Genomic DNA, 24,050 nt, shown 5'->3' on the forward strand with positions numbered 1-24,050 from the left:
GCTTGAGACCTCGTCAAATCGTGTACTATCCATTCACAAAAAAAAGAGAATGTTTCACGTGAAACATTCTCTTTCTATCTATTTTACAAGCGGCATTTTCAGTGGAGTTCCTGGTTTGCGAGGATACTTCTTCGGTGTGCTGCTTGTTTTGCCGATGACAATAATATGTCTCGCCGATTCTTCAACCGGCAGCTGGAAAGCATGCGTGTCGATCACTTTCGCCTTCAGCTCCTTCAGGCTGAATTCAGCATCCTGCAATTCTTCCGTCGGATCGCTTCCCTTCATCGCGGCAAAGATACCATCCTTCCGGACAAAAGGCAGACAAAATTCATTCAGTACAGCCATACGAGCAACCGCTCGTGCAGTAACCAGATCATAATGATCTCGATAGCCTGTCCGTCTTCCCAGCTCTTCTGCACGGCCATGGATAAGCTCTACGCCGTTAAGGCCCAGCGTATCTACGATATGCTGAAGGAAATTGATTCTTTTATTCAATGAATCAATAATCGTAAGCTTCAAATGCGGATAACAAATCTTCAATGGGATACCGGGAAATCCGGCTCCGGACCCTATATCTGCAATGGTCTGAATCTTGTTCATATCCACATAGAAAGAAAGGGAAACGGAGTCGTAAAAATGCTTCGTATAGACCTGCTCCCGCTCCGTAATTCCCGTCAAATTCATTTTTTCATTCCAGGATACCAGCTCTTTATAATAAAGCTCAAATTGCTCCAACTGTTTCTCCGTAAGAGATATACCCCGTGGATCTAAACGATCCTGCAGCTGCTGCTGTATTTGATCCATCGTTACCCCCTAGATGCCGTTACCCGATTGTAATGTTCCAAATACACGAGCAAGATCGAAATATCAGCAGGTGTCACACCTGAAATACGGGATGCTTGACCAATGGAGATCGGGCGAATCTGTTCAAGCTTCTGTTTCGCCTCCATAGCCAGACCATGTATGTCATTGTAATCGATGGAGTCTGGAATTTTTTTCTTCTCCATTTTTTGAAGTCGTTCTACATGGATTAATTGCTTCTCAATATAGCCCGCATATTTAATTTGAATCTCAACTTGCTCCTTCATTTCTGCATTTAAATCTTCAGGTGAAGGAGAGATTTGTTCAATAATGCGGTAGGAGATCTCAGGACGTCTCATCAGCGTAAGCAAGGTTGTACCATCCTGAAGCGGAGCCGAATCCAGGCTTGCGAGCAGCTCATTCACTTCCGATGGGCGGATTCTCGTTGTGCGCAGACGTTCAATTTCTTGATCTACTTTTTCCTTCTTATCGAGGAATCGCGCATAACGTTCTTCTGAGATCAAGCCAATTTCTTTGCCCAATGGAGTCAGACGCAGATCTGCATTATCATGGCGAAGCAGCAAACGGTATTCGGCGCGTGAAGTGAGCAAACGGTATGGCTCATTCGTCCCCTTCGTGACCAGATCATCGATCAGGACACCAATATAGCCTTGCGAACGATCCAGCACCACTGCCTCTTTACCTTGGGCTTTGCGTGCTGCGTTGATACCTGCCATAATTCCCTGACCTGCTGCTTCTTCATAACCGGATGTACCGTTAATCTGGCCTGCGGTGAATAGACCCGGCAGACGCTTCGTTTCCAGTGAAGGAAGCAGCTGTGTCGGTACCATGGCGTCGTATTCGATCGCATATCCATTTCGCATCATCTCTACATTTTCCATCCCAGGAATGGAACGAAGCACTTGCAGCTGAACATCCTCTGGCAAGCTGGTGGACAGACCTTGAACGTAATATTCCTTCGTATTCTTGCCTTCCGGCTCAAGGAAGATTTGGTGCTTCGGCTTATCGCTGAAACGAACAATCTTATCCTCAATAGATGGGCAATATCTTGGTCCTGTTCCTTCTATTACCCCAGAGAACATCGGAGCACGGTGAAGATTGTCATTAATGATCTGATGGGTCACAGTCGACGTATATGTCAGCCAGCATGGGAGCTGTTCATTATCTGAACCTTCAGTCTCATAAGAGAAAAATTTAGGCTCATCATCCCCTGGCTGAATCTCTGTCTTCGAGAAATCAATCGTATCCTTATGCACCCGCGGCGGTGTTCCCGTCTTGAAACGAACGAGCTCAAAGCCCAGCTCCTTCAAGTGATCTGACAGCTTAATGGAGGGCTGCTGGTTGTTAGGACCGCTCTCATACATCAGCTCGCCCATAATGACTTTCCCACGCAAATACGTACCTGTTGTAATAACTACCGATTTAGCTCGGTATTCCGTTCCTGTCTGGGTGATCACACCAACACACTGCCCATCTTCTACGATCAGACGATCCACCATGCCTTGACGCATCGTCAGGTTCGGTTCCTTCTCCATCGTCTCTTTCATCGTATGCTGGTAAGAGAATTTATCTGCCTGCGCTCGCAGCGCATGAACGGCAGGTCCTTTCCCTGTATTCAACATCCGCATTTGAATAAAGGTCTTGTCAATATTGCGACCCATCTCACCGCCGAGTGCATCAATCTCACGAACGACATGCCCTTTGGCAGGTCCGCCAATCGACGGGTTACACGGCATGAATGCAATCATGTCCAGATTGATGGTTACCATCAGCGTTTTACAACCCATCCGTGCAGCAGCCAGTGCTGATTCTACACCTGCGTGACCGGCACCAACGACGATGACATCAAACGTTCCGCCATCATATCCCATTGTCCTTACCTCCTTATAATCAGGAAATACTTCCTTGTTTGATTCTTATACAATTAAATCGGGCTTCAATTCATCCGATCGATAATAGCTATAGTACTGAGCATATGAATGCTCTTCTCAAGCACCATCCTTCATTATAACGAATCCTTCTGCTTAAGTTAAGATGCAGCTTACTACATTCGTGATTCGTGCATAATGTGAACAGCATTGTCAGCTGTAGGCTAACGGCTTACCCTTTATTTACCCAAACAGAATTGAGAGAAGATTTGATCAATCAGCGCATCATGTGCTGTATCCCCCACGATCTCTCCTAGATGCTCCCATGCCATTCGTACATCGATCTGAATCATATCAATCGGAATATACTGCTCAGCGGCCTCGTAGGCATCACGTAAAGATTGGTTTGCCTTTTTCAACAAGGAAATATGGCGCACATTGCTCACATACGTCAGATCGGCTGATTCCAGGCTGCCGCTGAAAAATAATTGGGATATCGCTGCTTCAAGTGCATCGATCCCTTCCTCGGCTTTTACAGACATCGGGACAATAAGTTCAGGATCGACGTAGCGCTCTAGAATCTCTCGATTAGCCTGAGTTGGGAGATCGATCTTATTCATGACAATGATCGCTTGTCGTCCTTTGATCTGTTCAAGCAGTTCGATCTCATCATCGTGAATCGGCTCGCTCGCATTGACTACCATTAAGATCAAGTCTGCCTCACTAAAAGCCGTCCTCGAACGTTCGACCCCGATCTTCTCAACGACATCCATCGTCTCCCGAATCCCAGCAGTATCGAGCAGCTTCAGCGGAATGTTGTTAATCGTAACAAATTCTTCAATGACATCCCGTGTCGTTCCAGGAATATCTGTTACAATCGCACGATTGTCCTGGGCGAGTGTATTCAGCAGCGAGGATTTGCCGACGTTTGGTCTTCCTACAATCGCTGTTGTAATACCTTCTCTTAATATTTTTCCTTGTTCTGCTGTTTTTAACAGCTTGGCAATCTCATTCATCACAAAAGATGATTTTTCTTTAATGAATTCCGAGGTGAGTGACTCCACATCATGCTCTGGATAGTCGATGTTTACCTCAATATGAGCAAGCGTCTCTACCAGCGTGTGTCTCAAATCTTTAATCTTGGTGGAGAGCGATCCTTCTACCTGCTTCAATGCGACAGAGAATGCCCGGTCTGACTTCGAACGAATCAGATCCATAACGCCTTCGGCCTGTGACAGATCAATTCTGCCATTCAAAAAAGCCCTCTTCGTAAATTCGCCAGGCTCGGCGACCCGAATATTCAGCTGAAGAAGTAAATCCATAATCCGTTTAACGGAAATAACGCCGCCGTGAGAACTGATTTCAACTACATTTTCCGTTGTAAAAGAGCGCGGAGCTCTCATGACAGTAACCAGCACCTCTTCTATATGCCCTTTACTGTCTGGATCTATAATGTGTCCATAATGAACGGTGTGGGAATCTACAAGATGAAGAGGTTTTTTACTTTTGAATATTTTCTCCACTTCTGTAATTGAATCCGGACCACTTACTCGAATCACTGCAATCCCCGCTTCACCAACGGCCGTGGAGATCGCAGCTATGTTATCACTAATCAAGAGGTTCACCTTCTTTACCATTTATAATAAGACTCGCCCATACTATGAAAAAAGCAATGGCTCCTGCATCCCGCAGAAAGCCATTGCGTATTCGCAAAATTTCTCATTGAATTACATCATTTAGGTGTGATCACTACTCTACGGTTAGGCTCCTCGCCCTTACTGTAAGTCTTAATCTGACGGTGATGCTGCAGCTTCGCATGAATAACTTTGCGTTCCTGAGACGACATCGGTTCAAGTATTACTTCTTTCCCTGTACGAATAACTTGTAATGCGAGACGTTCAGCCAGCTCCTCCAACGTCTTGCGGCGCCGCTGCCTGAAGTTCTCTGCGTCCAGCACAATTCGAACAAAGCTTGTAGAGTGTTTATTCGCAACGATGTTTGCAAGGTATTGAAGTGCATCCAGCGTCTGCCCTCGACGGCCGATGATCAGACCTAAATTATCGCCAGTTATATTAAAGATTTTTCCGTCTCTGTTTTTCTTTATATCAATATCAACCTCTAGCCCCATGCCAGCAGCTACTTCTTTAATGAATTCACTTGCTTCGTAATAGGGGTCTGCCTCAGACACAGAAGATATCGATTCTGTTAAGCTTGAAATTTGGATCCGGTCAGGCTCAGTTACGACGGACTCGCTCTTGCGTTTAGGTATAAGGGTTAGTTCCACTTTAGCGGGCTTAACGCCGATAAGTCCAAGAAATCCTCTGGATGGCTGCTCTAAGACGTTTAACGTAACCGATTCCCGGCTGACACCAAGCTCAGTTAATCCTTTCATGACAGCATCTTCTATCGTTTTACCTGTCGCAATGACGGTGGTCATATAGAACGCCCTGCCTCCTTCACCACAAGCTGATTACTTTCTTTTCTTCTTCTTTTTCTTGTTGCCTTGCGATCTGTTAGCACCACTGCCTGATTTAGCTTGTCCCTTGCTGGAGCTCGTCGCAGCCTGAACATTAGCGGCAGCCAAATGCTTATCGTTATTACGATACAAGAAGAAGTTTTGTACGATGGTATAAATGTTGGAATAGAACCAGTACAACGGCAAAGCAGATGCGAACTGGTAAGACATAACGAACATCAGAATCGGATATACCCACAGCATAAATTGCATAGGACCTTGCTGCTGACTTGGGTTTTGCTTCATCATGTACCAGGTTTGGAAGAACATCGATACAGCAACGAGAATCGGCAGGACAAATGATGTATCCGGTGAGCCGAGTTCCATCCATAGGAACGTATGCTGACTGATATTGGAATTCATATAGATTGAATTGTAAAGAGCAATATATATTGGCATCTGGATGATCAAAGGTAGACACCCTGCCATCGGATTGACTTTATGCTCTTGGAACAACTTCATTGTTTCTTGTTGCAGCTTCTCAGGATTATCCTTGTACTTTGTTTGGATCTCCTTGATTAGGGGCTGAACCCTCTGCATGTTTCTAGAGCTTTTAACTTGTTTAATGGTTAATGGGAGAATCAATGTACGAACAATAAGCACTAAGACCAGTATGGCTAGACCATACTCTCCATTAAACCAATTCGCAAAAGTATCTAGAGCGAGTGAGAACCAGTAAACAACGTTACTTCTCCAAAATGAATCACTGTTTTTTAAGTCTTCCGTGGTCAAGTGTGCGGACGGATTCGTAGAACAGCCTGCTAACACGGAGACCAAAGCGATGACAGCGATAAGAAGGAGCCATTTTCTACCCTTCATTGACATGAATCGCGACACTTCATAACCCCTCTCTTAACCTTTCCATTCCACCGTAAATAATACCATAATTAGAAGAACAAAGAAAACGCTATTTCAAGCGATTTTTCTTGAGCAGCGAAGCTTTTCTCAAGACATGAAGGATACTCTTCTCCATCTCCTGATAACTCATGGAAGCGGCGCCTTTTCTTACGATAAAAACCAGATCCATATGTTCTACTATTTCGGCTTCATGATGACGAATGATTTCTTTAATAATCCTTCTAATACGATTGCGAACAACAGCATTGCCTATTTTCTTGCTGCAAGATACGCCGACTCGAAACTGATCGACATCTTTGCGACGCAATCCATATACCACAAATTGATAGTTGGCAAAGGACTTTCCATAACGGTATACGCGATTAAAGTCGTCCCGGTTTCGTAAACGTAATCTTTTATGCACGAGCAATCTTCTCCTTGCTTACCTGGCAATCCTCAAAAAAATGAATATAACTAGTATAGACGATCCGCCAAAAACATAAACGAATCGACCCAAAGTGTATTGATACCTCTATATTATCAATCAAATGAGCGACATTAAGAAAAAAAGACCACCGTAGTGGTCTTTATGCACGCATTACGCACTTAATACTTTTCTGCCTTTTAGACGGCGGGCTGCCAGAACTTTACGGCCGTTTTTCGTGCTCATTCTTTTCCGGAAACCATGAACTTTCTTACGTTTGCTTACGTTCGGTCTAAATGTTGGTCTCATGTGTATGCACCCCCTTAAAGGAATCCTGTACAGATTGAACTATCTTGTAGAGCTTATGAACTGTATTAATTTGCTTAGCGCAATCCATAACATTATCGAAATTTAATCATTTTCATAAACACAGAAAATGCCTTTATACATTTAAACATGATCAAGTCAAAAAGTCAACTGACTTCATACAGCTTATCATGTTTTACTTACAAGATATATAATGATCTTTAAATAATTGTCCACAATAGCAAATAATATCTTTCAATATATATAAATTATACACATGTGGATAACCAATTTGTTTTTTGTGTTTTCTCATCCAGCCCCTATTATTTAGAGGTCCTCCAGCTGTTGGCTGCAAAAGCGGATGTGTGCTTAACGGGATCCGCTTAAATTAGGAAATTGAATTAAATTCTTCTTATATATCCTAAATTAATCGTTTACAAAACATTCAATAATAGTGTAGGATAAGTCTCAGCTAGTTGTATACAAGTATACTTTTGGATAGGAGCGTCATGTCATGCGATATCCTGCTGCTTGGTTACAAGGAGAGTCTCTTGGTGAATATATTGTAAGCGAATTAAGACTGCAAATTATTGATGGCGCCATTCCAATAGGAGAGGTTTTGTCCGAGAATCGAATCGCCACTCAATTTGGCAGCAGCCGTTCTCCCGTTAGAGATGCATTTAAAACGCTTTCAAATGAAGGCTTGCTTCGATTGGAACGAATGGGCGCTGTTGTGCTTGGTCTTAGTCAACGTGATATGGATGAGCTGTATGACGTTAGATACCTTATTGAAAGCTTTGTCCAGGAGCGATTATCGTTAGATTTGCCAGAGCAGCTGATCATGAAGCTGCAGCAGATCATTGATAAGATGGAGCTATCGGCAAAACATAAGGATCATGTCGAATTTGCTTACCAAGACTTAAGTTTCCATGAAACGATCATAATAGAAGCAAACCACACTCGAATGCTGCATTTATGGAAGAGCATCCGGCAGATTATTATGACAGTTCTGCTGATTACGACAGAGGAAGTTTTCTCTCATGGTCATGAGCGGATCGAAACAGTAATTGAGAAGCACCGCAGACTTATACGTGGACTTGAGTCTCGTAATTCTGAGGTTGTTGCGGATGAGGTTAAGCTTTATTTTGACGATTCACGGCAAACTTTGCATAAAGCATTATGATTTCTCCAAGATAAGTACCAAGGTATTCAAATTGAGAAATGTGCAAGCGCTGTACTTTCTCTTTTTCGCTCAAACTTGTCGACAAGTATACTCGTACTCGATAAAAAGGCTTTAAAATACTTTTGTAAGCGTTTCTCGTTTTACACAACTTTAGAATTTCACTTTAATTGGCTGCAAAGGAGATTTTGAATTATGGATAGTATTTTTGGACTTAGTCATACGGCAACAATGCTGATATGGACACTAATTACGATTGTTATTCTTATCGTATTGATTTCTAAATATAAATGGAATCCATTTGTCTCCCTGTTAATATCCGCCTTAATGCTCGGATTACTTACAGGAATGAACGCAGAAGATGTCATCGGCTCCATAACCGGCGGGGTTGGCGGAACACTCGGAACGATAGCTATTGTTATCGGTCTTGGTACAATGCTCGGTAAAATGATGGCCGAGTCCGGCGGTGCTGAACGTATTGCTACAACGCTGGTTAATCGGTTCGGTCAAAAACGTGTTCACTGGGCGATGATGATCGTTGGTTTTATTGTCGGTATTCCTGTATTTTTTGAAGTAGGTGTTATCCTGCTTATCCCGATCGTCTTTACTGTCGCTCGAAAAACGGGTTTGTCCATTATTAAGATTGGTATTCCTATTCTGGCCGGTCTATCAACCGTGCACGGTCTCGTGCCGCCGCATCCGGCTCCAATGATTGCGATCGATGCATTTGATGCTAACTTAGGTATGACCATTTTCTACAGTCTCCTGGTTGGTTTGCCTACTGCGATTATCGCAGGGCCTGTATTCGGTAATATTATTAGCAAAAGAGTACAAGTTGAGCCGCCAGCAGAGCTTGCTGAACAATTCTCATTAAAAAGCGAACGCGAACTCCCTGGCTTTGGTATTACTCTACTGACTATTCTGCTGCCGGTTATTCTAATGCTTGCCGGTTCAGTAGCGATCATTGTTGATCCAGCAGTTACAAATGGTCTTACCCATTTCCTTACTTTTATCGGGAACGAAATTGTTGCACTCCTGATTTCTGTCGTCTTTGCACTGTTCTCTCTCGGATTTGCACGCGGCTTTAACAAAAGCGAAATTTCGAAGTTTACAAGCGAATGTCTGGCCCCTACAGCAAGCATTATTCTGATCATCGGCGGCGGCGGTGCATTTAAGCAAGTGCTGATCGACAGCGGTGTAGGTAATGCGATTGCTGAGCTTGCGACAAGCATTAACATCAACGTTATTCTGTTTGCATGGCTCGTGGCGGCTCTGATCCGCGTTGCAACCGGTTCTGCAACCGTTGCGATGACGACAGCAGCCGGCATCGTTGCTCCGGTTCTTGGAATGTCTCCAGATGTAAGTGTCGAGCTCGTCGTTCTGGCAACAGGAGCAGGTTCCCTCTTCTTGTCCCATGTCAACGATGCCGGTTTCTGGATGATCAAAGAATTCTTCAATATGTCTGTATCCCAGACGTTAAAAACCTGGTCCGTTATGGAATGTATTCTTTCTGTAGTGGCACTGATTCTTATTTTGCTATTAAGCTTTGTCATCTAAAAACTCCATATAGTACACTGGATATATGTACACTTCAATGAGAATTGCCTAACACGAAGCTGAACTGCTAGCTTCGTGTTAGGCAAATTGCGTTACTAAATACATTTTAGAAAGAAGGCTCTTACGTTATGAAATCATACATGCTTGGTATTGATATCGGGACAACGAGCACGAAATCGGTCCTGTTTGAAGAGAATGGACAAGTGGTTGCAAAAGCAAGTGAGGAATACCCGCTCTATACCCCTGTTCCCGATGCAGCAGTTCAGGATCCGGAGGAAATCTTCCATGCCGTCATCCATACAGTTAAAGAAGTCATGAAGACAAGCGGCGTTACACCTGATCAAGTAATGTTTGCTTCCTTCAGTACAGCGATGCACAGTATGATCGCCATGGATGCAGCAGGGAACCCACTTACTCCATGCATCACCTGGGCAGATAATCGCAGTAACGAATGGTCTAGAAAATTAAAGGATGAGCTGAACGGGCACGAGATCTATCGCCGCACCGGAACTCCAATTCATCCGATGTCCCCTCTGGCCAAGCTGCTATGGCTCAAACATGATCACACCGAGCTGTTTAATCAATCAGCCAAATTCATTTCGATCCGTGAATACGTTACATTCAAGCTGTTCAATGAATATGTGGTCGATCATTCTATAGCCTCTGCAACAGGACTGATGAATCTTGAACAGCTGAATTGGGACGAAGAAGCGCTGCAGATTGCAGGAATTACTCCAGAACGCTTGTCCAAGCTTGTACCTACGACACATATTCTCGAAGGCTTAAGTGAAAAATATGCGGCAGAGATGGGCTTGTCTGCCTCCACTCCATTCGTTGTAGGAGCTACCGATGGTGTATTGTCCAATCTCGGTGTAAACGCCATACGCCCTGGTGAAGTGGCAGCTACGATCGGGACAAGCGGAGCAATCCGCACCGTTGTAGACAAGCCGGTAACTGATCCAAAAGGACGTACGTTCTGCTACGCTTTGACAGAGAAGCATTGGGTTGTCGGCGGGCCTGTCAATAATGGAGGCATGATCTTCCGCTGGGTTCGTGATGAAATGGCAGCCAGCGAAATAGAAACAGCCAAACGTCTCGGTATCAGCTCGTATGATGTACTTACTCGTATCGCTGCACGTGTCAGCCCTGGTGCAGACGGACTGCTCTTCCATCCGTTCTTAGCCGGCGAGAGAGCCCCACTGTGGAATCCTGATGCCAGAGGCTCCTTCTTTGGCCTTACACTGCACCATAAGAAGGAGCATATGATTCGTTCCGTACTTGAAGGCGTCATTTTTAACCTCTATACGGTTCTGCTTGCCATGAAGGAACAAATGGGTCAGCCAAGCCGGATCCTGGCTACAGGCGGATTTGCACGCTCTCCACTATGGCGTCAGATGATGGCCGATATCTTTGATCAGGAAGTCGTTGTACCTGAGAGCTTCGAGAGCTCATGTCTCGGCGCTGTTGTCCTTGGTCTATATGCTACAGGACGCACAGATTCGCTTGAGATTGTCTCAGAGATGGTGGGAACGACTCATGCCCACAAGCCGGATCAAAACCATGTAGCGATCTACCAGGAGCTGCTTCCGATCTTTATCCGTATATCCCGTAAGCTGACGGAAGAATATGAGGATATTGCGAAGTTCCAGCGAGAACATATTACCGCAACCGAATAGATTTAACATTTGGCAAAAGAGCCGATCATAATGATCGGCTCTTTTGCATATCCTAGTTTCAATACGATTAATGAATCGTTATATAAATTGATCGGCTATGATTACAACCTCAAAAATATCCTCAGAGTGATTTACTCACTTTCCTTCGTTATCCACAGACCTAACTTCACTAGAGATACACAGGCTGCCTCCAATTGTTCAACAGATTTCTTCAATGCTAGAGGACAAGCTGTGAATAATTATTATCGCCTTTTGGGCATTCTTGTCGAAAACTAAACAGATTATAAACAATATATAGTGTTGTGATTAAAAATTATACACAAGTTATTGAATTTGTGGATAAAATCCTGAGATCCGTTGAAATATAAGCTTTCTTTTGCTATGATTATATTACTTTTGGATGTGAATATATGTTTTGATCCATAATATTATCAACAGCCTGTGGATAAAGTTGTGAACAATTTTAAGTTGTTCATTCTTTTTTTGTCTGAGGTCTTTTGGACACTGGGGATAAATTCTACAATATAAATTTTATTTCGACATTCCGCTCATGGCTCTGGGCCACATTTGGACGATTAAAAGGAGTGACAGTCTGTGGACAGCCATACTTCCGAACTATGGCAGCAAATACTATCAATAATTCAAACCAAGCTTAGCAAACCCAGCTATGACACCTGGTTTAAGGCGACCAAAGCCATTAAGCTGAATGATCAGTCTATCGTCATATCAGCACCCACTACGTTCGCTGTAGAGTGGCTGGAGAGCCGCTATACGAAACTTGTCGGTTCAACCGTTTATGAACTGCTCGGAAAACAAGTGGACGTTAAGTTTGTCATAGAAGAACACAAGACGGCTGAGCCGGATCCGCAGCAAGTGATCACGCCTCCTCCAGTACCACAAGAAGAGGCAATGGCACATATGCTTAATCCGAAGTACACTTTTGACACGTTTGTCATCGGCCCGGGCAACAGATTTGCACATGCAGCATCACTTGCAGTTGCAGAAGCCCCTGCCAAAGCGTACAATCCGCTCTTCTTATATGGAGGAGTTGGACTCGGCAAGACACACCTCATGCATGCCATAGGGCACTACATTTTGGAGCATAACCCCAGCAGTAAGGTCGTTTACCTCTCATCGGAGAAATTCACGAATGAATTCATTAATTCCATCCGCGACAACCGTGGTGAGAATTTTCGCAATAAATATCGCAATGTCGACATTTTGCTGATTGATGATATTCAATTTTTGGCCGGTAAGGAATCGACACAGGAAGAGTTCTTCCATACGTTTAATGCACTGCATGAAGAACATAAGCAGATTATTATCTCTAGTGACCGGCCGCCGAAGGAAATTCCGACACTTGAAGAACGGCTGCGCTCCAGGTTTGAATGGGGACTTATCACCGATATCCAGCCTCCGGATCTTGAGACGCGAATCGCCATTCTTCGCAAAAAGGCCAAGGCAGAGAATCTCGATATTCCAAATGAGGCAATGATGTATATTGCCAATCAGATCGATACGAACATCAGAGAACTTGAAGGAGCCCTTATTCGTGTGGTAGCATACTCGTCTCTGACCAATCAGGACGTAACAACACATCTGGCAGCGGAAGCACTCAAGGATATCATTCCATCAAGCCGCCCGAAGATTATTACCATTCAGGATATTCAGCAGAAGGTTGGCGAATATTACAATCTGAAGCTAGAAGATTTCAAGGCTAGAAAAAGAACCAAAGCGGTGGCCTTCCCAAGGCAGATTGCGATGTATCTTTCTCGAGAATTGACTGACTTTTCCTTGCCTAAGATCGGAGAAGCATTCGGGGGACGGGATCATACAACCGTCATTCATGCGCATGAGAAAATAACACAATCGATAAAGAGCGATCAGGAACTGTTTAAAGTTATCAACAATCTTATCGAGAAAATCAAAAACCCAACTTAACAAGTACAAAGCCTATGCACAATCTGTACACATGTGGATAGGCTTAATTTTATGCCGTTTGTAGGGCTTATCCACATATTCAGTGCGCCTATTACTATTACTACTATTTTTTAATAAATACTACATCAATATAGATGCGTCTTAACGACGCCAAATTTCGAAAAAGTTAAGTACGTTAGTCAGCAACATCAAGCTTATATTCCCCAAGGAGTGAAACTATGAAAATCAGCATATTGAAAAACTACCTGAATGAATCCATTCAACATGTATCCAAGGCGATCTCCAGCAGAACCACGATCCCTATTCTTACGGGCATCAAATTTGATGTGAATTATCAAGGCGTTACGCTTACTGCAAGTGATACAGATATTTCTATTCAATCGTTTATCCCTTTAGAAGAGGATGGAAAGACCATTGTTTCTGTAGAGCAGGCAGGTAGTGTTGTTTTACCCGCTAAGTTTTTTGTCGAAATTATTAAGAAGCTGCCATCTCAGGAAGTTCACATGGAAGTCAAAGACAACTTCAATACCTTTATCTCTGCCGGAGCAACAGAAATTCAGCTCGTTGGACTCGATCCCGAAGAATTCCCTATTCTTCCAAGCATCGAAGAGAATCAAACCTTGTCCATTCCTGGTGATCTGCTCAAGAATATGATTAAGCAAACGGTATTCTCCATTTCCACTCATGAGACAACACCTATTTTGACTGGCGTATTATGGAGTCTGAATGATAATGAGTTCAAATTTGTGGCAACTGACCGCCACCGCCTTGCAACCCGCTCTGCTCATATCGAAGGAGCCGATGAGATCAAATTCCACAATATTGTAATCTCAGGAAAAACACTAAATGAGCTGAGTAAAATTATCCCTGATCAAAATTCACTCGTTGATATCGTCGTTGCTGACAACCAGGTGCTGTTCAAGATTGACCGTGTATTATTCTATACCCGCATTCTGGATGGAACTTACCCTGATACTTCTAGAATTATTCCGAGCTCCTACAAAACAGAACTCGTATTAGAAACAAAGAAGCTCAGCGAATCGATCGATCGCGCGTATTTGCTGTCCCGTGAGGAAAAAACAAACATCGTTCGTATGCAGACACTGGATAACGGTGATATTGAAATTTCATCCAGCTCCTCTGAGCTAGGTAAGGTGCGTGAAGAGCTACAAGTAAAAGATTTCAAAGGGGAGCCGCTCAAAATCTCCTTCAACTCGAAATATATGCTTGATGTGCTCAAAGTGGTCGAGAGTGAAGAGCTTATGATCTCCTTCACCGGCGTGATGAGCCCAATTATCCTAAAACCGACGGACAACAGCTCAAGCCAGTATGTCATTCTGCCATACCGTACAACGAACTAGAGCTGTGTATTATTTTTTTTGAAATAAAAAGTTATTCACATGAGAGGAAGTTTTCCGTGAAAAAAATAGTTATCCACAGTGAATATATTAAGCTCGATCAGTTTCTAAAGCTGGCCGATTGTGTTCCGACAGGTGGAATGGCGAAGGCGCTGCTCCAGGAGCAGGCTGTCAAAGTAAATGGTGAGATCGAAGAGAGACGGGGCCGTAAGCTGTATGCTGGAGATCTGGTAGCCGTTGATGGGGAAGGCGAATTCCAGGTCGAAGAAGCGAAATAGAAGAGCGAACACCTGCTGCTTCCTCAAGAGGCGAGAGGCAAGGGAGGATGTAAAGTGTGTTTGTAAGTGACATTGAACTGAATCAATACCGAAATTACGAGCATTTGAAGCTCGAGTCCTTCGGACCGGTTAACCTGATTATTGGTCAGAATGCTCAGGGCAAGACGAACCTGGTTGAGGCGATATACGCTTTGGCACTAACGAAGAGTCATCGGACCTCTAAAGACAAGGAACTCATTCGATTCAATGCCTCGAGCGCGCATATCAGTGCACATGTGGATAGAAGGTACGGAACAATTCAGCTTGATTTATCGTTATCCCAGCAAGGCAAAAAAGCAAAGATTAACGGTCTGGAGCAGCGTAAGCTCAGTGATTTTATCGGCAGCCTGAATGTGGTCATGTTTGCGCCGGAGGATCTGGAGATCGTCAAAGGGACACCGGGGGTTCGCCGCCGGTTCCTTGACATGGAGATTGGACAGGTCGCTCCAGGCTATATTTATCATCTCCAGCAGTATCAGAAGATTCTGGTCCAGCGAAATAATCTGCTGAAGCAGTTATGGGGTGCTTCGGAATCTCAGCAGGTGATGCTCAGCGTATGGAATGAGCAATTAGCAGAGCATGGTGTTAAAATCGTTAAAAAAAGGAAACAATTCATAAAGAAGCTGCAAAAATGGGCGGAAACGATTCATGAAGGCATTACAGGGGGCAAAGAGAAGCTTGAGCTTGCTTATGTTCCATCCTTTGCCGATGCCCTCGAAGAAGATGAAGCTGTTTTATTAGACCTTTTTATGATAAAATTATCACAAACCAAGGATCAGGAGATCCGAAGAGGCACAACGCTAACCGGTCCTCATCGCGACGATCTATCCTTCTTTATTAACGGCCATGAAGTACAAACCTATGGATCACAGGGGCAGCAGAGAACGACCGCTCTGTCACTCAAGCTGGCAGAGATCGAGCTGATCTGCGAGGAGATTGGTGAATATCCGGTTCTGCTTCTGGATGACGTACTATCTGAGCTTGATCCATACCGTCAGACGCAGCTAATTGAAACGTTCCAGAGCAAAGTTCAGACGTTTATAACCGCAACAGGGGTTGAGACACTAAATACCAGCAAGCTCCATGATGCTCATATCTATCATGTACAGGCTGGTCACGTGGAACGTTAAGGAGATGAACGGACAATGTATATCCACCTGGGCGGAGACAAGATTATCCGCTCTTCCGAGCTCGTTGCTATTTTTGATATATCGATTGAAAAATCGTCCAAAATATCGAAGCAGTACATTACTTACTCTAAACAAGAAAAAAACCTGGAGATCATTGGAGAAGAAGAAGCGAAGTCGATTGTCGTTACCAAGAGCACGGTTTACTATTCCCCAATCTCTTCGACCACTCTCAAGAAAAGAGCGAATGTTCTAAGCGATATATAATGATTTATTGAGGAGTATCGTCATCTTGCGATAAGAGCAAGGAGGCGGTACTTTTATAACGCATTTGGCACTTTTATATACAGTCATAACACAATTATCAGATCCACTCTAATCTAGTGAAGTAGGTGAAAGGCATGTCTATGAATCAACCGACATATGGTGCAGATGAGATTCAGGTCCTTGAAGGACTTGAGGCCGTCAGAAAACGTCCAGGGATGTATATCGGCTCTACGAGCTCGAAAGGCTTGCATCACCTCGTATGGGAAGTCGTGGATAACAGTATCGATGAAGCTCTTGCAGGCTACTGTGATCAGATTGATGTGACGATCCACGAAGATAACAGCATTACCGTTGTCGATAACGGTCGGGGGATCCCTGTAGCAGAACAGGCCAAGATGAAGAAATCTGCCCTTGAGGTTGTTATGACCGTCCTTCACGCTGGAGGTAAATTCGGCGGCGGCGGATATAAAGTTTCTGGGGGGCTCCATGGTGTAGGTATTTCCGTCGTGAATGCTCTGTCCACCAAGGTTAGCGTTATTGTTAAACGTGATGGGCACATTTATCAGCAGGAATACCGCCGTGGTGTTCCAGAGTATGATGTCAAAGTCATCGGTGATACCGACGAAACGGGAACAACGACAACGTTCTATCCGGATCCTGAGATCTTTACGGAAACGACCGTATTTGAGTATGATATCCTGCTTACTCGTATTCGTGAGCTGGCGTTCCTAAACAAAGGAATTGGCATCAGCATTACGGATGAGCGCTCCGGTGATTCAAGCTCGTTCCATTATGAGGGCGGGATCAAGGAATATGTACAATACCTTAACAGCAAGAGAGAGGTTCTTCATGAGCAGCCAATCTATGTCGAAGGGCAGCGTGAGAACATTCAGGTGGAGGTAGCCCTCCAATACAACGACAGCTATACAGAGAATATCTACTCCTTTGCGAATAATATTAACACCCATGAGGGCGGTACTCATGAATCCGGCTTCAAGAGTGCATTGACACGGATCATTAATGACTACGCTCGTAAGGCTGGCGTTATCAAGGATAATAGCAGCAATCTAACAGGGGATGACGTGCGTGAAGGATTGACAGCTATTATCTCTGTCAAGATCCCGGAACCGCAGTTTGAGGGACAAACCAAAACCAAGCTTGGCAATAGTGAAGTGCGCGGAGTTGTGGAATCCCTGTTTGCAGAGAAGCTGCAGGAGTTCCTGATTGAGAACCCTTCTGTTTCCCGCCGGATTCTGGATAAAGCCCTGCAAGCGTCTAGAGCGAGAGAAGCAGCGCGTAAAGCTCGTGAGATGACTCGTCGTAAGAGCGTTCTTGAAGTGAGTGCTCTGCCTGGTAAGCTTGCTGACTGTTCATCGAAGGATGCTTCGATCAGTGAGCTGTACATCGTTGAGGGTGACTCCGCAGGTGGATCGGCGAAGCAGGGACGGGACCGCCATTTCCAAGCGATTTTGCCGCTCCGCGGTAAGATTCTGAACGTAGAAAAAGCGAGACTCGATCGAATTCTCTCAAATGCCGAGATTCGTGCGATTATTACAGCGCTCGGTACGGGGATCGGCGATGATTTCGATATCGAGAAGGCACGTTATCATAAAGTGATTATTATGACCGATGCCGACGTCGATGGAGCCCACATCCGAACTCTTCTGCTCACGTTCTTCTACCGCTATATGCGCAAAATTATTGAAGCGGGCTTTGTGTATATCGCTCAGCCGCCGCTCTTCAAGATCGAGCGCAATAAGACTGTCCGCTATGCAGGTTCAGAGGCTGAGCGTGACCTCATTCTTAAGGAGTTCGGCGAGGGCGTTAAGGTCAATGTACAGCGTTACAAAGGACTTGGAGAGATGAATGCCGGTCAGCTGTGGGAGACGACGATGGACCCAGAGAGCCGCACGATGCTTCAGGTGTCTATAGGGGACGCAATGATCGCGGACACCATGTTTGATACCCTGATGGGAGACAACGTAGAGCCTAGACGCGACTTCATTCAGGAGAATGCAAGATACGTCAAGAATCTCGACGTTTAGTATTCATATAAACAATGTGTTTTACAGAAGGGGCCGGTATGGCCCCTTTTTCTGATTTTACAGTAGACGGGATTGCAGCTGAATAACTACTATGGCAGAGAGTGATTAGGAGCGAACGCTAGATTTTGCTGCGAATGTCTACATTCGTACTCTACCGTAGGCTCTAGCGTACTTTTTGATTTTTCGATAAATGCTCTTGTCCGGTAAATAACCGAACACATACAAGCCAGGAGACGTATTAACCTCAAGAATCCACGGTCTTACTTTCTCATCTAGAGCAATGTCGAGGCCGAGCTCCTTAATGCCGGGATAGTTCTTTTCCATCTGTCTTGCCGTTTTGAGAGCGAGAGAGTTCAGTTCTTTCTTGAATTTCTTTGTCCCGGCTTCTCCGAGATAGGGCTTTAACAAAGCTTCAAAAGAAGCAATGTGACCGCCGCCGTTAATATTAGTCACAATTTTTCCTTTTGCAGCGACTTTACCGATAATGCCGGTGGCTTCCCATTTGCCCTGAGGGTTCTTCTGAGCCATCACTCTTAGATCGAATGGGCAGCCTTGATGCTTAAGAAGTCTGATCCCGCGCTGAATTAAATATGACTTTCCATTCATTCGCTTTTGTATCTTTTGATGCAGGGCTGTAACGGTAGTGTACGTTTTTTTCGTTTTTTCATAATGGAGAACATGCTCGGATTCATTTGATGAATGGGTCTCATCGCTGCTAGAATTTGGTTTCTCTACCCGCATAATTCCTTTGCCATGAGATCCATGCTCTGGTTTCACATATACCGTACGATGGGAGTTCAGCATTTTCTCTAGATTATTCTGATTGTACTTGCGAGTTTCTGGAACATAGACAGCGATCTGAGGATCTTTTAAGAGAACAGCTGTCTTTTTCCATTTGCTTGAGACACGTCGGATGCTCACTTAACCACTCCTTTATTACTTAATCAAATGTAGTCAATAAATTCGCGAAGTATCATACCTGCCGGAGGAAATCCATAGGACAAGGAGAAAAATCAGTGGTATAATAGAGGAATATGGCGTTTTGTGTGGATATGAGTAATATTGTGCAGCTGAATGTCCATTCTGAATTTGTACAGTATATGGTTTGCTCTTCAAAACAGGAAGGGCATATCCCTATAGATAGGTCCAATTAGAAGCGTGAATACGTTTAATAATGGACTTTTTGTCTAGGCTAGTAATAGAGAGAAATTCATTAGAAGATTTGGGCGTTAAAGCCTTGTTAGGCTTTTCACAAATACATTTTCAGCTTAACAATGTTGTTTGATAGACAAGAAGGAGGTCCAGCATGGCGGATCAAAATAACTCGCAAATTAAAGACCGCGATATTGGCGAAGAAATGCGCGAGTCCTTTATGGACTATGCGATGAGTATCATCGTCAGCCGTGCTTTGCCTGACGTTAGAGACGGGCTTAAACCAGTGCACCGTCGTATTCTGTTTGCAATGTCGGAGCTTGGAATGGCACCTGACAAGCCTTACAAGAAATCAGCGCGTATCGTCGGCGAAGTTATCGGTAAGTATCACCCGCATGGAGACTCGGCCGTATATGAAACTATGGTACGGATGGCCCAAGATTTCTCAATGCGTTATATGCTCGTTGATGGCCATGGTAACTTTGGTTCCATTGATGGAGACATGGCGGCGGCAATGCGTTATACGGAAGCACGTTTGTCCAAGATTGCGATGGAGATGCTTCGTGATATTAATAAAGATACGATAGATTTTATACCTAACTATGACGGGGAAGAGCACGAGCCTGTCGTTCTCCCTGCTAGATATCCTAATCTGCTCGTAAACGGTGTAGGCGGTATTGCCGTAGGGATGGCGACAAATATTCCACCGCATAATTTGGGAGAAGTCATCGATGGGGTTCACGCAATGATCGAGAATCCTGATATTGATTCTCTAGAGCTGATGGAATATATCAAGGGTCCTGACTTCCCGACTTCTGGATTTATTCTTGGCCGCTCTGGTATTCGTCAGGCTTATCAAACGGGCCGCGGAACGGTTACGATGCGTGCAAGAACGACCATTGAAGAAGTGAATAACAAAGCAAGAATTATCGTGCATGAAATTCCATATCAAGTGAATAAAGCACGTCTTGTAGAGAAGATCGCAGAGCTTGTACGGGAGAAGAAGATTGAAGGTATTACAGATCTTCGGGATGAATCCGACCGTAGCGGTATGCGAATTGTTATTGAGCTGCGCCGCGATGTGAATCCGAACGTGGTACTTAACAATCTGTATAAGCATACTTCCATGCAATCCAATTTCGGTATAAACATGCTGGCCATCGTTAATAACGAGCCTAAGATTCTGAGTCTGCGCGATGTTCTGTATCACTACTTACAGCATCAGATTACGGTTATTCGCCGTCGTACGGAATTCGAACTTCGCAAAGCAGAAGCTCGTGCCCATATCCTCGAGGGATTGCGGATTGCACTCGATCATATTGATGAGATCATCGCTTTGATCCGTGCTTCTGCAACGACAGATGCTGCGAGAGAAGGATTGATTGAGCGCTTTGAACTTAGTCATGATCAGGCACAGGCTATCCTTGATATGCGTTTGCAGCGTCTTACAGGACTCGAACGCGAGAAGATTGAGAACGAATATAACGAGCTTCTTGCCAAGATTGCAGAATATCGCGAGATTCTGGCGAATGAGCATTTGGTGCTTGAGATTATTCGTGATGAGCTGCAGGAAATCAAAGAACGTTACAATGATGAGCGCCGCACAGAGATTACGGTAGGCGAAGAAAGCATTCTTGATGAGGATCTGATTCCGCGCGAGGATGTGGTAGTTACGATTACCCACACCGGTTACATTAAGCGTCTTCCGGTCTCCACATACCGTTCACAGAAGCGAGGCGGCCGTGGTGTCGTGGGTATGGATACCAAGGACGAGGATTTCGTAGAGCATTTGTTTGTAACCAATACTCACAATTATCTGATGTTCTTCACGGACAAAGGTAAGGTGTACAGGCTCAAGGCTTATGAAATTCCTGAGCTTGGCCGTACCGCTAGAGGAACGCCAATCATTAATATGATTCAGATCGAGCAAGGGGAGACTGTCAACGCGGTAATTGAGGTTGAAGAGTTCGAAAGCGAGAAGTTCTTGTTCTTCGCCACCAAGCATGGCGTTGTGAAGAAGACCCCGCTCGAAGATTATGTAAATATCCGCAAGGGCGGACTTATAGCTATCCACTTGCGTGAGGACGATTCCCTTATTGAAGTGAAGCTTACCGATGGCAAACAAGAGATGATTCTCGGCACAGCTCAAGGTATGTCGATTCGTTTCTCTGAAGAGGATGTCCGTTCGATGGGACGAAGCGCGACAGGGGTCAAAGGCATAAACCTGGACGAAGAGGATTCGGTCATCGGTATGGATATTGTCGATTCAGAGCTTGAGGTTCTCATTGTTACGGCTAACGGATACGGCAAACGTACACCGGTGTCGGACTATCGTATTCAAAGCCGTGGTGGTAAAGGGATCAAGACGATCAACATTACGGAGAAGAATGGTCCAGTTGTCAGCCTGAAGGTCGTGAAGAACGAAGAAGACTTGATGATTATAACAACAAGCGGAACACTGATGCGCATGAGTATGGAGGGAATCTCCACGATGGGTCGTAACACTCAAGGGGTGAGACTCATTCATACACGCGAGGATGATTCAGTAGCAACGGTATGCAGAACAGATAAAACAGAAGAAGAGGAATTAGAGGCTATTGAGGATGTAGCTCTTATTTCCGAATCGGGTGCCTTGTCTGAAGATGCTGCAGAACCGGTTACAGAAGACAGTGAAGAGAGCAGTCTTATTGATCCGGAAACGGATTCTGAGAACGAAGAATAGGTTATCAAGAGAGATCCCATAATGGGGTCTCTTTTTTTAGATTAACCATATAGAAATGCTAAAGGTGAGACCTTAAATAAAAGATAATTAGGTCATAAACTCGCAATATACACAAGTTACCTGTAGGGATATAATGGAAAATAGAATAATATTTTTAATACTGCTAGATTACTGTGTTAGGAACGGAGCGTTAGCGTAATGGTTATGATGTCAATTATCGAATTAAAGCCAGGGACAAAGCTGGCCAAGGATGTACATACACCGCTGGGGGGACTCCTTCTATCCAAAGGAAAAGTGATCCTTCCACGAGATCTAGAAATTTTGCGAGCGTTTCTTGTACAGACCGTAGAAGTAGATATGAATACAGTGGATTCTTCAGAAGGAGGATCTGCATATAGCACGCAGGAAGAGCAGGAGAAACAGATACAGGTAGACCAGCAGATCGCAGAGATTATAAATACAGCAGATGTTACTTCTTTTGAGGAAGAGTATGAGCGTATGGTCACTTTGACGAAGAAGGCTTTTAATGAGGCCATGGCATTTGAGGTTCCTGTTTTCGAGCTTCGTACCCAATTTTCGATTCTTATACTACATTTAAAAAACGATCAAGTGCTTCATTTTAGTCCACGGTCGATAAAAAGAGATGATTATATGTACCACAATGCTGTATTGACAGCTCTAACCTCCTATTTAATCGCACAGTGGTGTGAGCTGCCTCAAAGGGACTGGATACAAGTCGCACTCGCAGGCCTGCTTCATAATATCGGTAATATTAAAGTGTCACCTGAGATCTTGTACAGTACTAAACCGCTGGGTAAGACAGAAGAGGAAGAAGTAAGAAAACATACGACCCACGGATATACAATTCTTAAGAACGTAAAAGCGATCAATGACGGGGTAAGATTAACTGCACTTCAGCACCACGAAAAAATCGATGGTTCGGGTTACCCGCTGCGGCTGGAGGGGCATCAGATCCATACGTATTCGAAAATTGTTGCCGTGGCAGATATATTCCATGCCATGACGCTCGAGAGACCGTATAAGAGCTCGCAATCACCTTACCTGGTACTGGAACAGATTATGCAAGAGTCTTTCGGGAAGCTTGATCCGAAGATCGTACAAACCTTTATTCGTAAAGTGACACAATTTCATAATGGAGCGGTAGTCGAGCTGAGCGATCATCGCAGGGGGAGTATCATATTTACCGATCGAGATCACCCAACGCGTCCAATGGTAGCTGTAGAGGGAGCCATTGTAAATCTAGTGGCAGAGCGTCAGCTCTATATCAAGAGAGTAATAAATGAGTAACATATCAGGGGGTATCTCCATCTCAATTGTAGAAAGAGATACCTTCTATAGTAGATAAAACAATAGAAAATAAATTACTTAAAGAAAAAGCTTGCATTATATTTTTATACATGGTATATTCTAATTCCGGCCAAGAAATAAGCCGTTTGAAACAAGAACATGGCAAGTAAGCTTCGATCAGAAGTTGAAAAAAACTTTTAAAAAAAAGCTTGCATTTCTAAACCGGACATGATATGATATAAAAGTTGCTGACGACGAGAGTTGAAACGCAACGAAGTTGATCTTTGAAAACTGAACAACGAGTGAGCAGAATTTTGCAACTGCAAAATTCTAAACGCGAGGTTATGGTACAAGTCGTCAGACGGTATGGTAACCGAGCAAAATAAAGAGAACATTACGTTCTCGTCAGTTTTTCTAATTGAGCTTAATCGCTCTCTTTTTTGGAGAGTTTGATCCTGGCTCAGGACGAACGCTGGCGGCGTGCCTAATACATGCAAGTCGAGCGGAGCTAGGTGAAACTTGTTTCACCTAGCTTAGCGGCGGACGGGTGAGTAACACGTAGGTAACCTGCCCATAAGACTGGGATAACTACCGGAAACGGTAGCTAATACCGGATAGGTTCTTCTCT

19 protein-coding genes and 1 rRNA gene are annotated in these 24,050 nt (G+C 44.3%); 12 read left to right on the forward strand and 8 right to left on the reverse strand.

What is annotated here, in order from left to right; all coding sequences use genetic code 11:
• Positions 1-78 precede the first annotated feature (78 nt).
• From rsmG to rpmH, 7 genes are all read right to left on the reverse strand, one after another.
• A complete protein-coding gene (gene rsmG / locus BLW49_RS13200; protein WP_076314142.1) occupies positions 79-804 on the reverse strand; it encodes a 16S rRNA (guanine(527)-N(7))-methyltransferase RsmG in 726 nt (241 codons plus the stop codon).
• Between the two features lie 2 nt (positions 805-806).
• A complete protein-coding gene (gene mnmG / locus BLW49_RS13205; protein ID WP_090725047.1) occupies positions 807-2,693 on the reverse strand; it encodes a tRNA uridine-5-carboxymethylaminomethyl(34) synthesis enzyme MnmG in 1,887 nt (628 codons plus the stop codon).
• Positions 2,694-2,929: 236 nt separating this feature from the next.
• A complete protein-coding gene (mnmE, locus tag BLW49_RS13210) occupies positions 2,930-4,306 on the reverse strand; it encodes a tRNA uridine-5-carboxymethylaminomethyl(34) synthesis GTPase MnmE (RefSeq protein ID WP_076314140.1) in 1,377 nt (458 codons plus the stop codon).
• A gap of 116 nt (positions 4,307-4,422) precedes the next feature.
• The gene (gene jag, locus BLW49_RS13215; protein WP_076314139.1) at positions 4,423-5,127 is read right to left on the reverse strand and encodes an RNA-binding cell elongation regulator Jag/EloR; all 705 of its coding nucleotides are present in this window, start codon (positions 5,125-5,127) and stop codon (positions 4,423-4,425) included.
• 33 nt (positions 5,128-5,160) lie between these two features.
• Positions 5,161-6,042 carry a YidC/Oxa1 family membrane protein insertase gene (gene yidC / locus BLW49_RS13220; protein WP_177178735.1) on the reverse strand — a complete coding sequence of 294 codons (882 nt, stop codon included), beginning with the start codon at positions 6,040-6,042 and terminating at the stop codon, positions 5,161-5,163.
• Between the two features lie 70 nt (positions 6,043-6,112).
• On the reverse strand, positions 6,113-6,466 hold the full coding sequence (gene rnpA, locus BLW49_RS13225; RefSeq protein ID WP_047912558.1) for a ribonuclease P protein component: 354 nt from the start codon (positions 6,464-6,466) through the stop codon (positions 6,113-6,115).
• A 174-nt stretch (positions 6,467-6,640) separates the two neighbouring features.
• Positions 6,641-6,775, reverse strand: coding sequence for a 50S ribosomal protein L34 (gene rpmH / locus BLW49_RS13230; RefSeq protein WP_039295761.1), 135 nt, complete (start codon positions 6,773-6,775; stop codon positions 6,641-6,643).
• A gap of 511 nt (positions 6,776-7,286) precedes the next feature.
• Here rpmH and BLW49_RS13235 point away from each other — a divergent pair.
• The 9 genes from BLW49_RS13235 (at position 7,287) to gyrB (ending at position 18,240) form a co-directional block, all read left to right on the forward strand.
• The gene (locus tag BLW49_RS13235; protein WP_090725048.1) at positions 7,287-7,955 is read left to right on the forward strand and encodes a GntR family transcriptional regulator; all 669 of its coding nucleotides are present in this window, start codon (positions 7,287-7,289) and stop codon (positions 7,953-7,955) included.
• Positions 7,956-8,147: 192 nt separating this feature from the next.
• Positions 8,148-9,509 (forward strand): GntT/GntP/DsdX family permease, encoded by a 1,362-nt coding sequence (locus tag BLW49_RS13240; RefSeq protein WP_090725050.1) that lies wholly within the window; start codon positions 8,148-8,150, stop codon positions 9,507-9,509.
• Between the two features lie 128 nt (positions 9,510-9,637).
• On the forward strand, positions 9,638-11,185 hold the full coding sequence (gene gntK / locus BLW49_RS13245) for a gluconokinase (RefSeq protein ID WP_090725052.1): 1,548 nt from the start codon (positions 9,638-9,640) through the stop codon (positions 11,183-11,185).
• A 594-nt stretch (positions 11,186-11,779) separates the two neighbouring features.
• Positions 11,780-13,126: a chromosomal replication initiator protein DnaA gene (gene dnaA, locus BLW49_RS13250; RefSeq protein ID WP_076314134.1), complete on the forward strand. Its 1,347-nt coding sequence runs from the start codon at positions 11,780-11,782 to the stop codon at positions 13,124-13,126.
• A 218-nt stretch (positions 13,127-13,344) separates the two neighbouring features.
• The gene (dnaN, locus tag BLW49_RS13255) at positions 13,345-14,487 is read left to right on the forward strand and encodes a DNA polymerase III subunit beta (RefSeq protein ID WP_090725055.1); all 1,143 of its coding nucleotides are present in this window, start codon (positions 13,345-13,347) and stop codon (positions 14,485-14,487) included.
• Between the two features lie 56 nt (positions 14,488-14,543).
• The gene (gene yaaA / locus BLW49_RS13260; protein WP_047912552.1) at positions 14,544-14,762 is read left to right on the forward strand and encodes a S4 domain-containing protein YaaA; all 219 of its coding nucleotides are present in this window, start codon (positions 14,544-14,546) and stop codon (positions 14,760-14,762) included.
• Between the two features lie 56 nt (positions 14,763-14,818).
• Positions 14,819-15,931: a DNA replication/repair protein RecF gene (recF, locus tag BLW49_RS13265; RefSeq protein ID WP_076314132.1), complete on the forward strand. Its 1,113-nt coding sequence runs from the start codon at positions 14,819-14,821 to the stop codon at positions 15,929-15,931.
• A 15-nt stretch (positions 15,932-15,946) separates the two neighbouring features.
• On the forward strand, positions 15,947-16,195 hold the full coding sequence (gene remB, locus BLW49_RS13270; protein WP_047912550.1) for an extracellular matrix regulator RemB: 249 nt from the start codon (positions 15,947-15,949) through the stop codon (positions 16,193-16,195).
• A 134-nt stretch (positions 16,196-16,329) separates the two neighbouring features.
• Complete coding sequence (gene gyrB / locus BLW49_RS13275; protein WP_076314131.1) at positions 16,330-18,240, forward strand: DNA topoisomerase (ATP-hydrolyzing) subunit B; 1,911 nt, start codon at positions 16,330-16,332, stop codon at positions 18,238-18,240.
• Between the two features lie 138 nt (positions 18,241-18,378).
• Here gyrB and BLW49_RS13280 read toward each other — a convergent pair whose 3' ends face one another.
• On the reverse strand, positions 18,379-19,161 hold the full coding sequence (locus BLW49_RS13280; protein WP_076314130.1) for a YheC/YheD family protein: 783 nt from the start codon (positions 19,159-19,161) through the stop codon (positions 18,379-18,381).
• A gap of 385 nt (positions 19,162-19,546) precedes the next feature.
• On the opposite strand from BLW49_RS13280, the gene gyrA reads away from it, so the two are divergent.
• The 3 genes from gyrA to BLW49_RS13295 all read left to right on the forward strand — a co-directional run.
• Positions 19,547-22,114, forward strand: a complete 2,568-nt coding sequence (gene gyrA, locus BLW49_RS13285; RefSeq protein WP_090725056.1) for a DNA gyrase subunit A — start codon at positions 19,547-19,549, stop codon at positions 22,112-22,114.
• 198 nt (positions 22,115-22,312) lie between these two features.
• Positions 22,313-23,422 (forward strand): HD-GYP domain-containing protein, encoded by a 1,110-nt coding sequence (locus BLW49_RS13290; protein ID WP_090725058.1) that lies wholly within the window; start codon positions 22,313-22,315, stop codon positions 23,420-23,422.
• Positions 23,423-23,859: 437 nt separating this feature from the next.
• Positions 23,860-24,050, forward strand: a 16S ribosomal RNA gene (locus BLW49_RS13295); the annotation flags it as partial.

The sequence above is a fragment of the Paenibacillus sp. PDC88 genome (assembly GCF_900106725.1).
In the GTDB taxonomy this organism is placed as follows: domain Bacteria; phylum Bacillota; class Bacilli; order Paenibacillales; family Paenibacillaceae; genus Paenibacillus; species Paenibacillus shunpengii.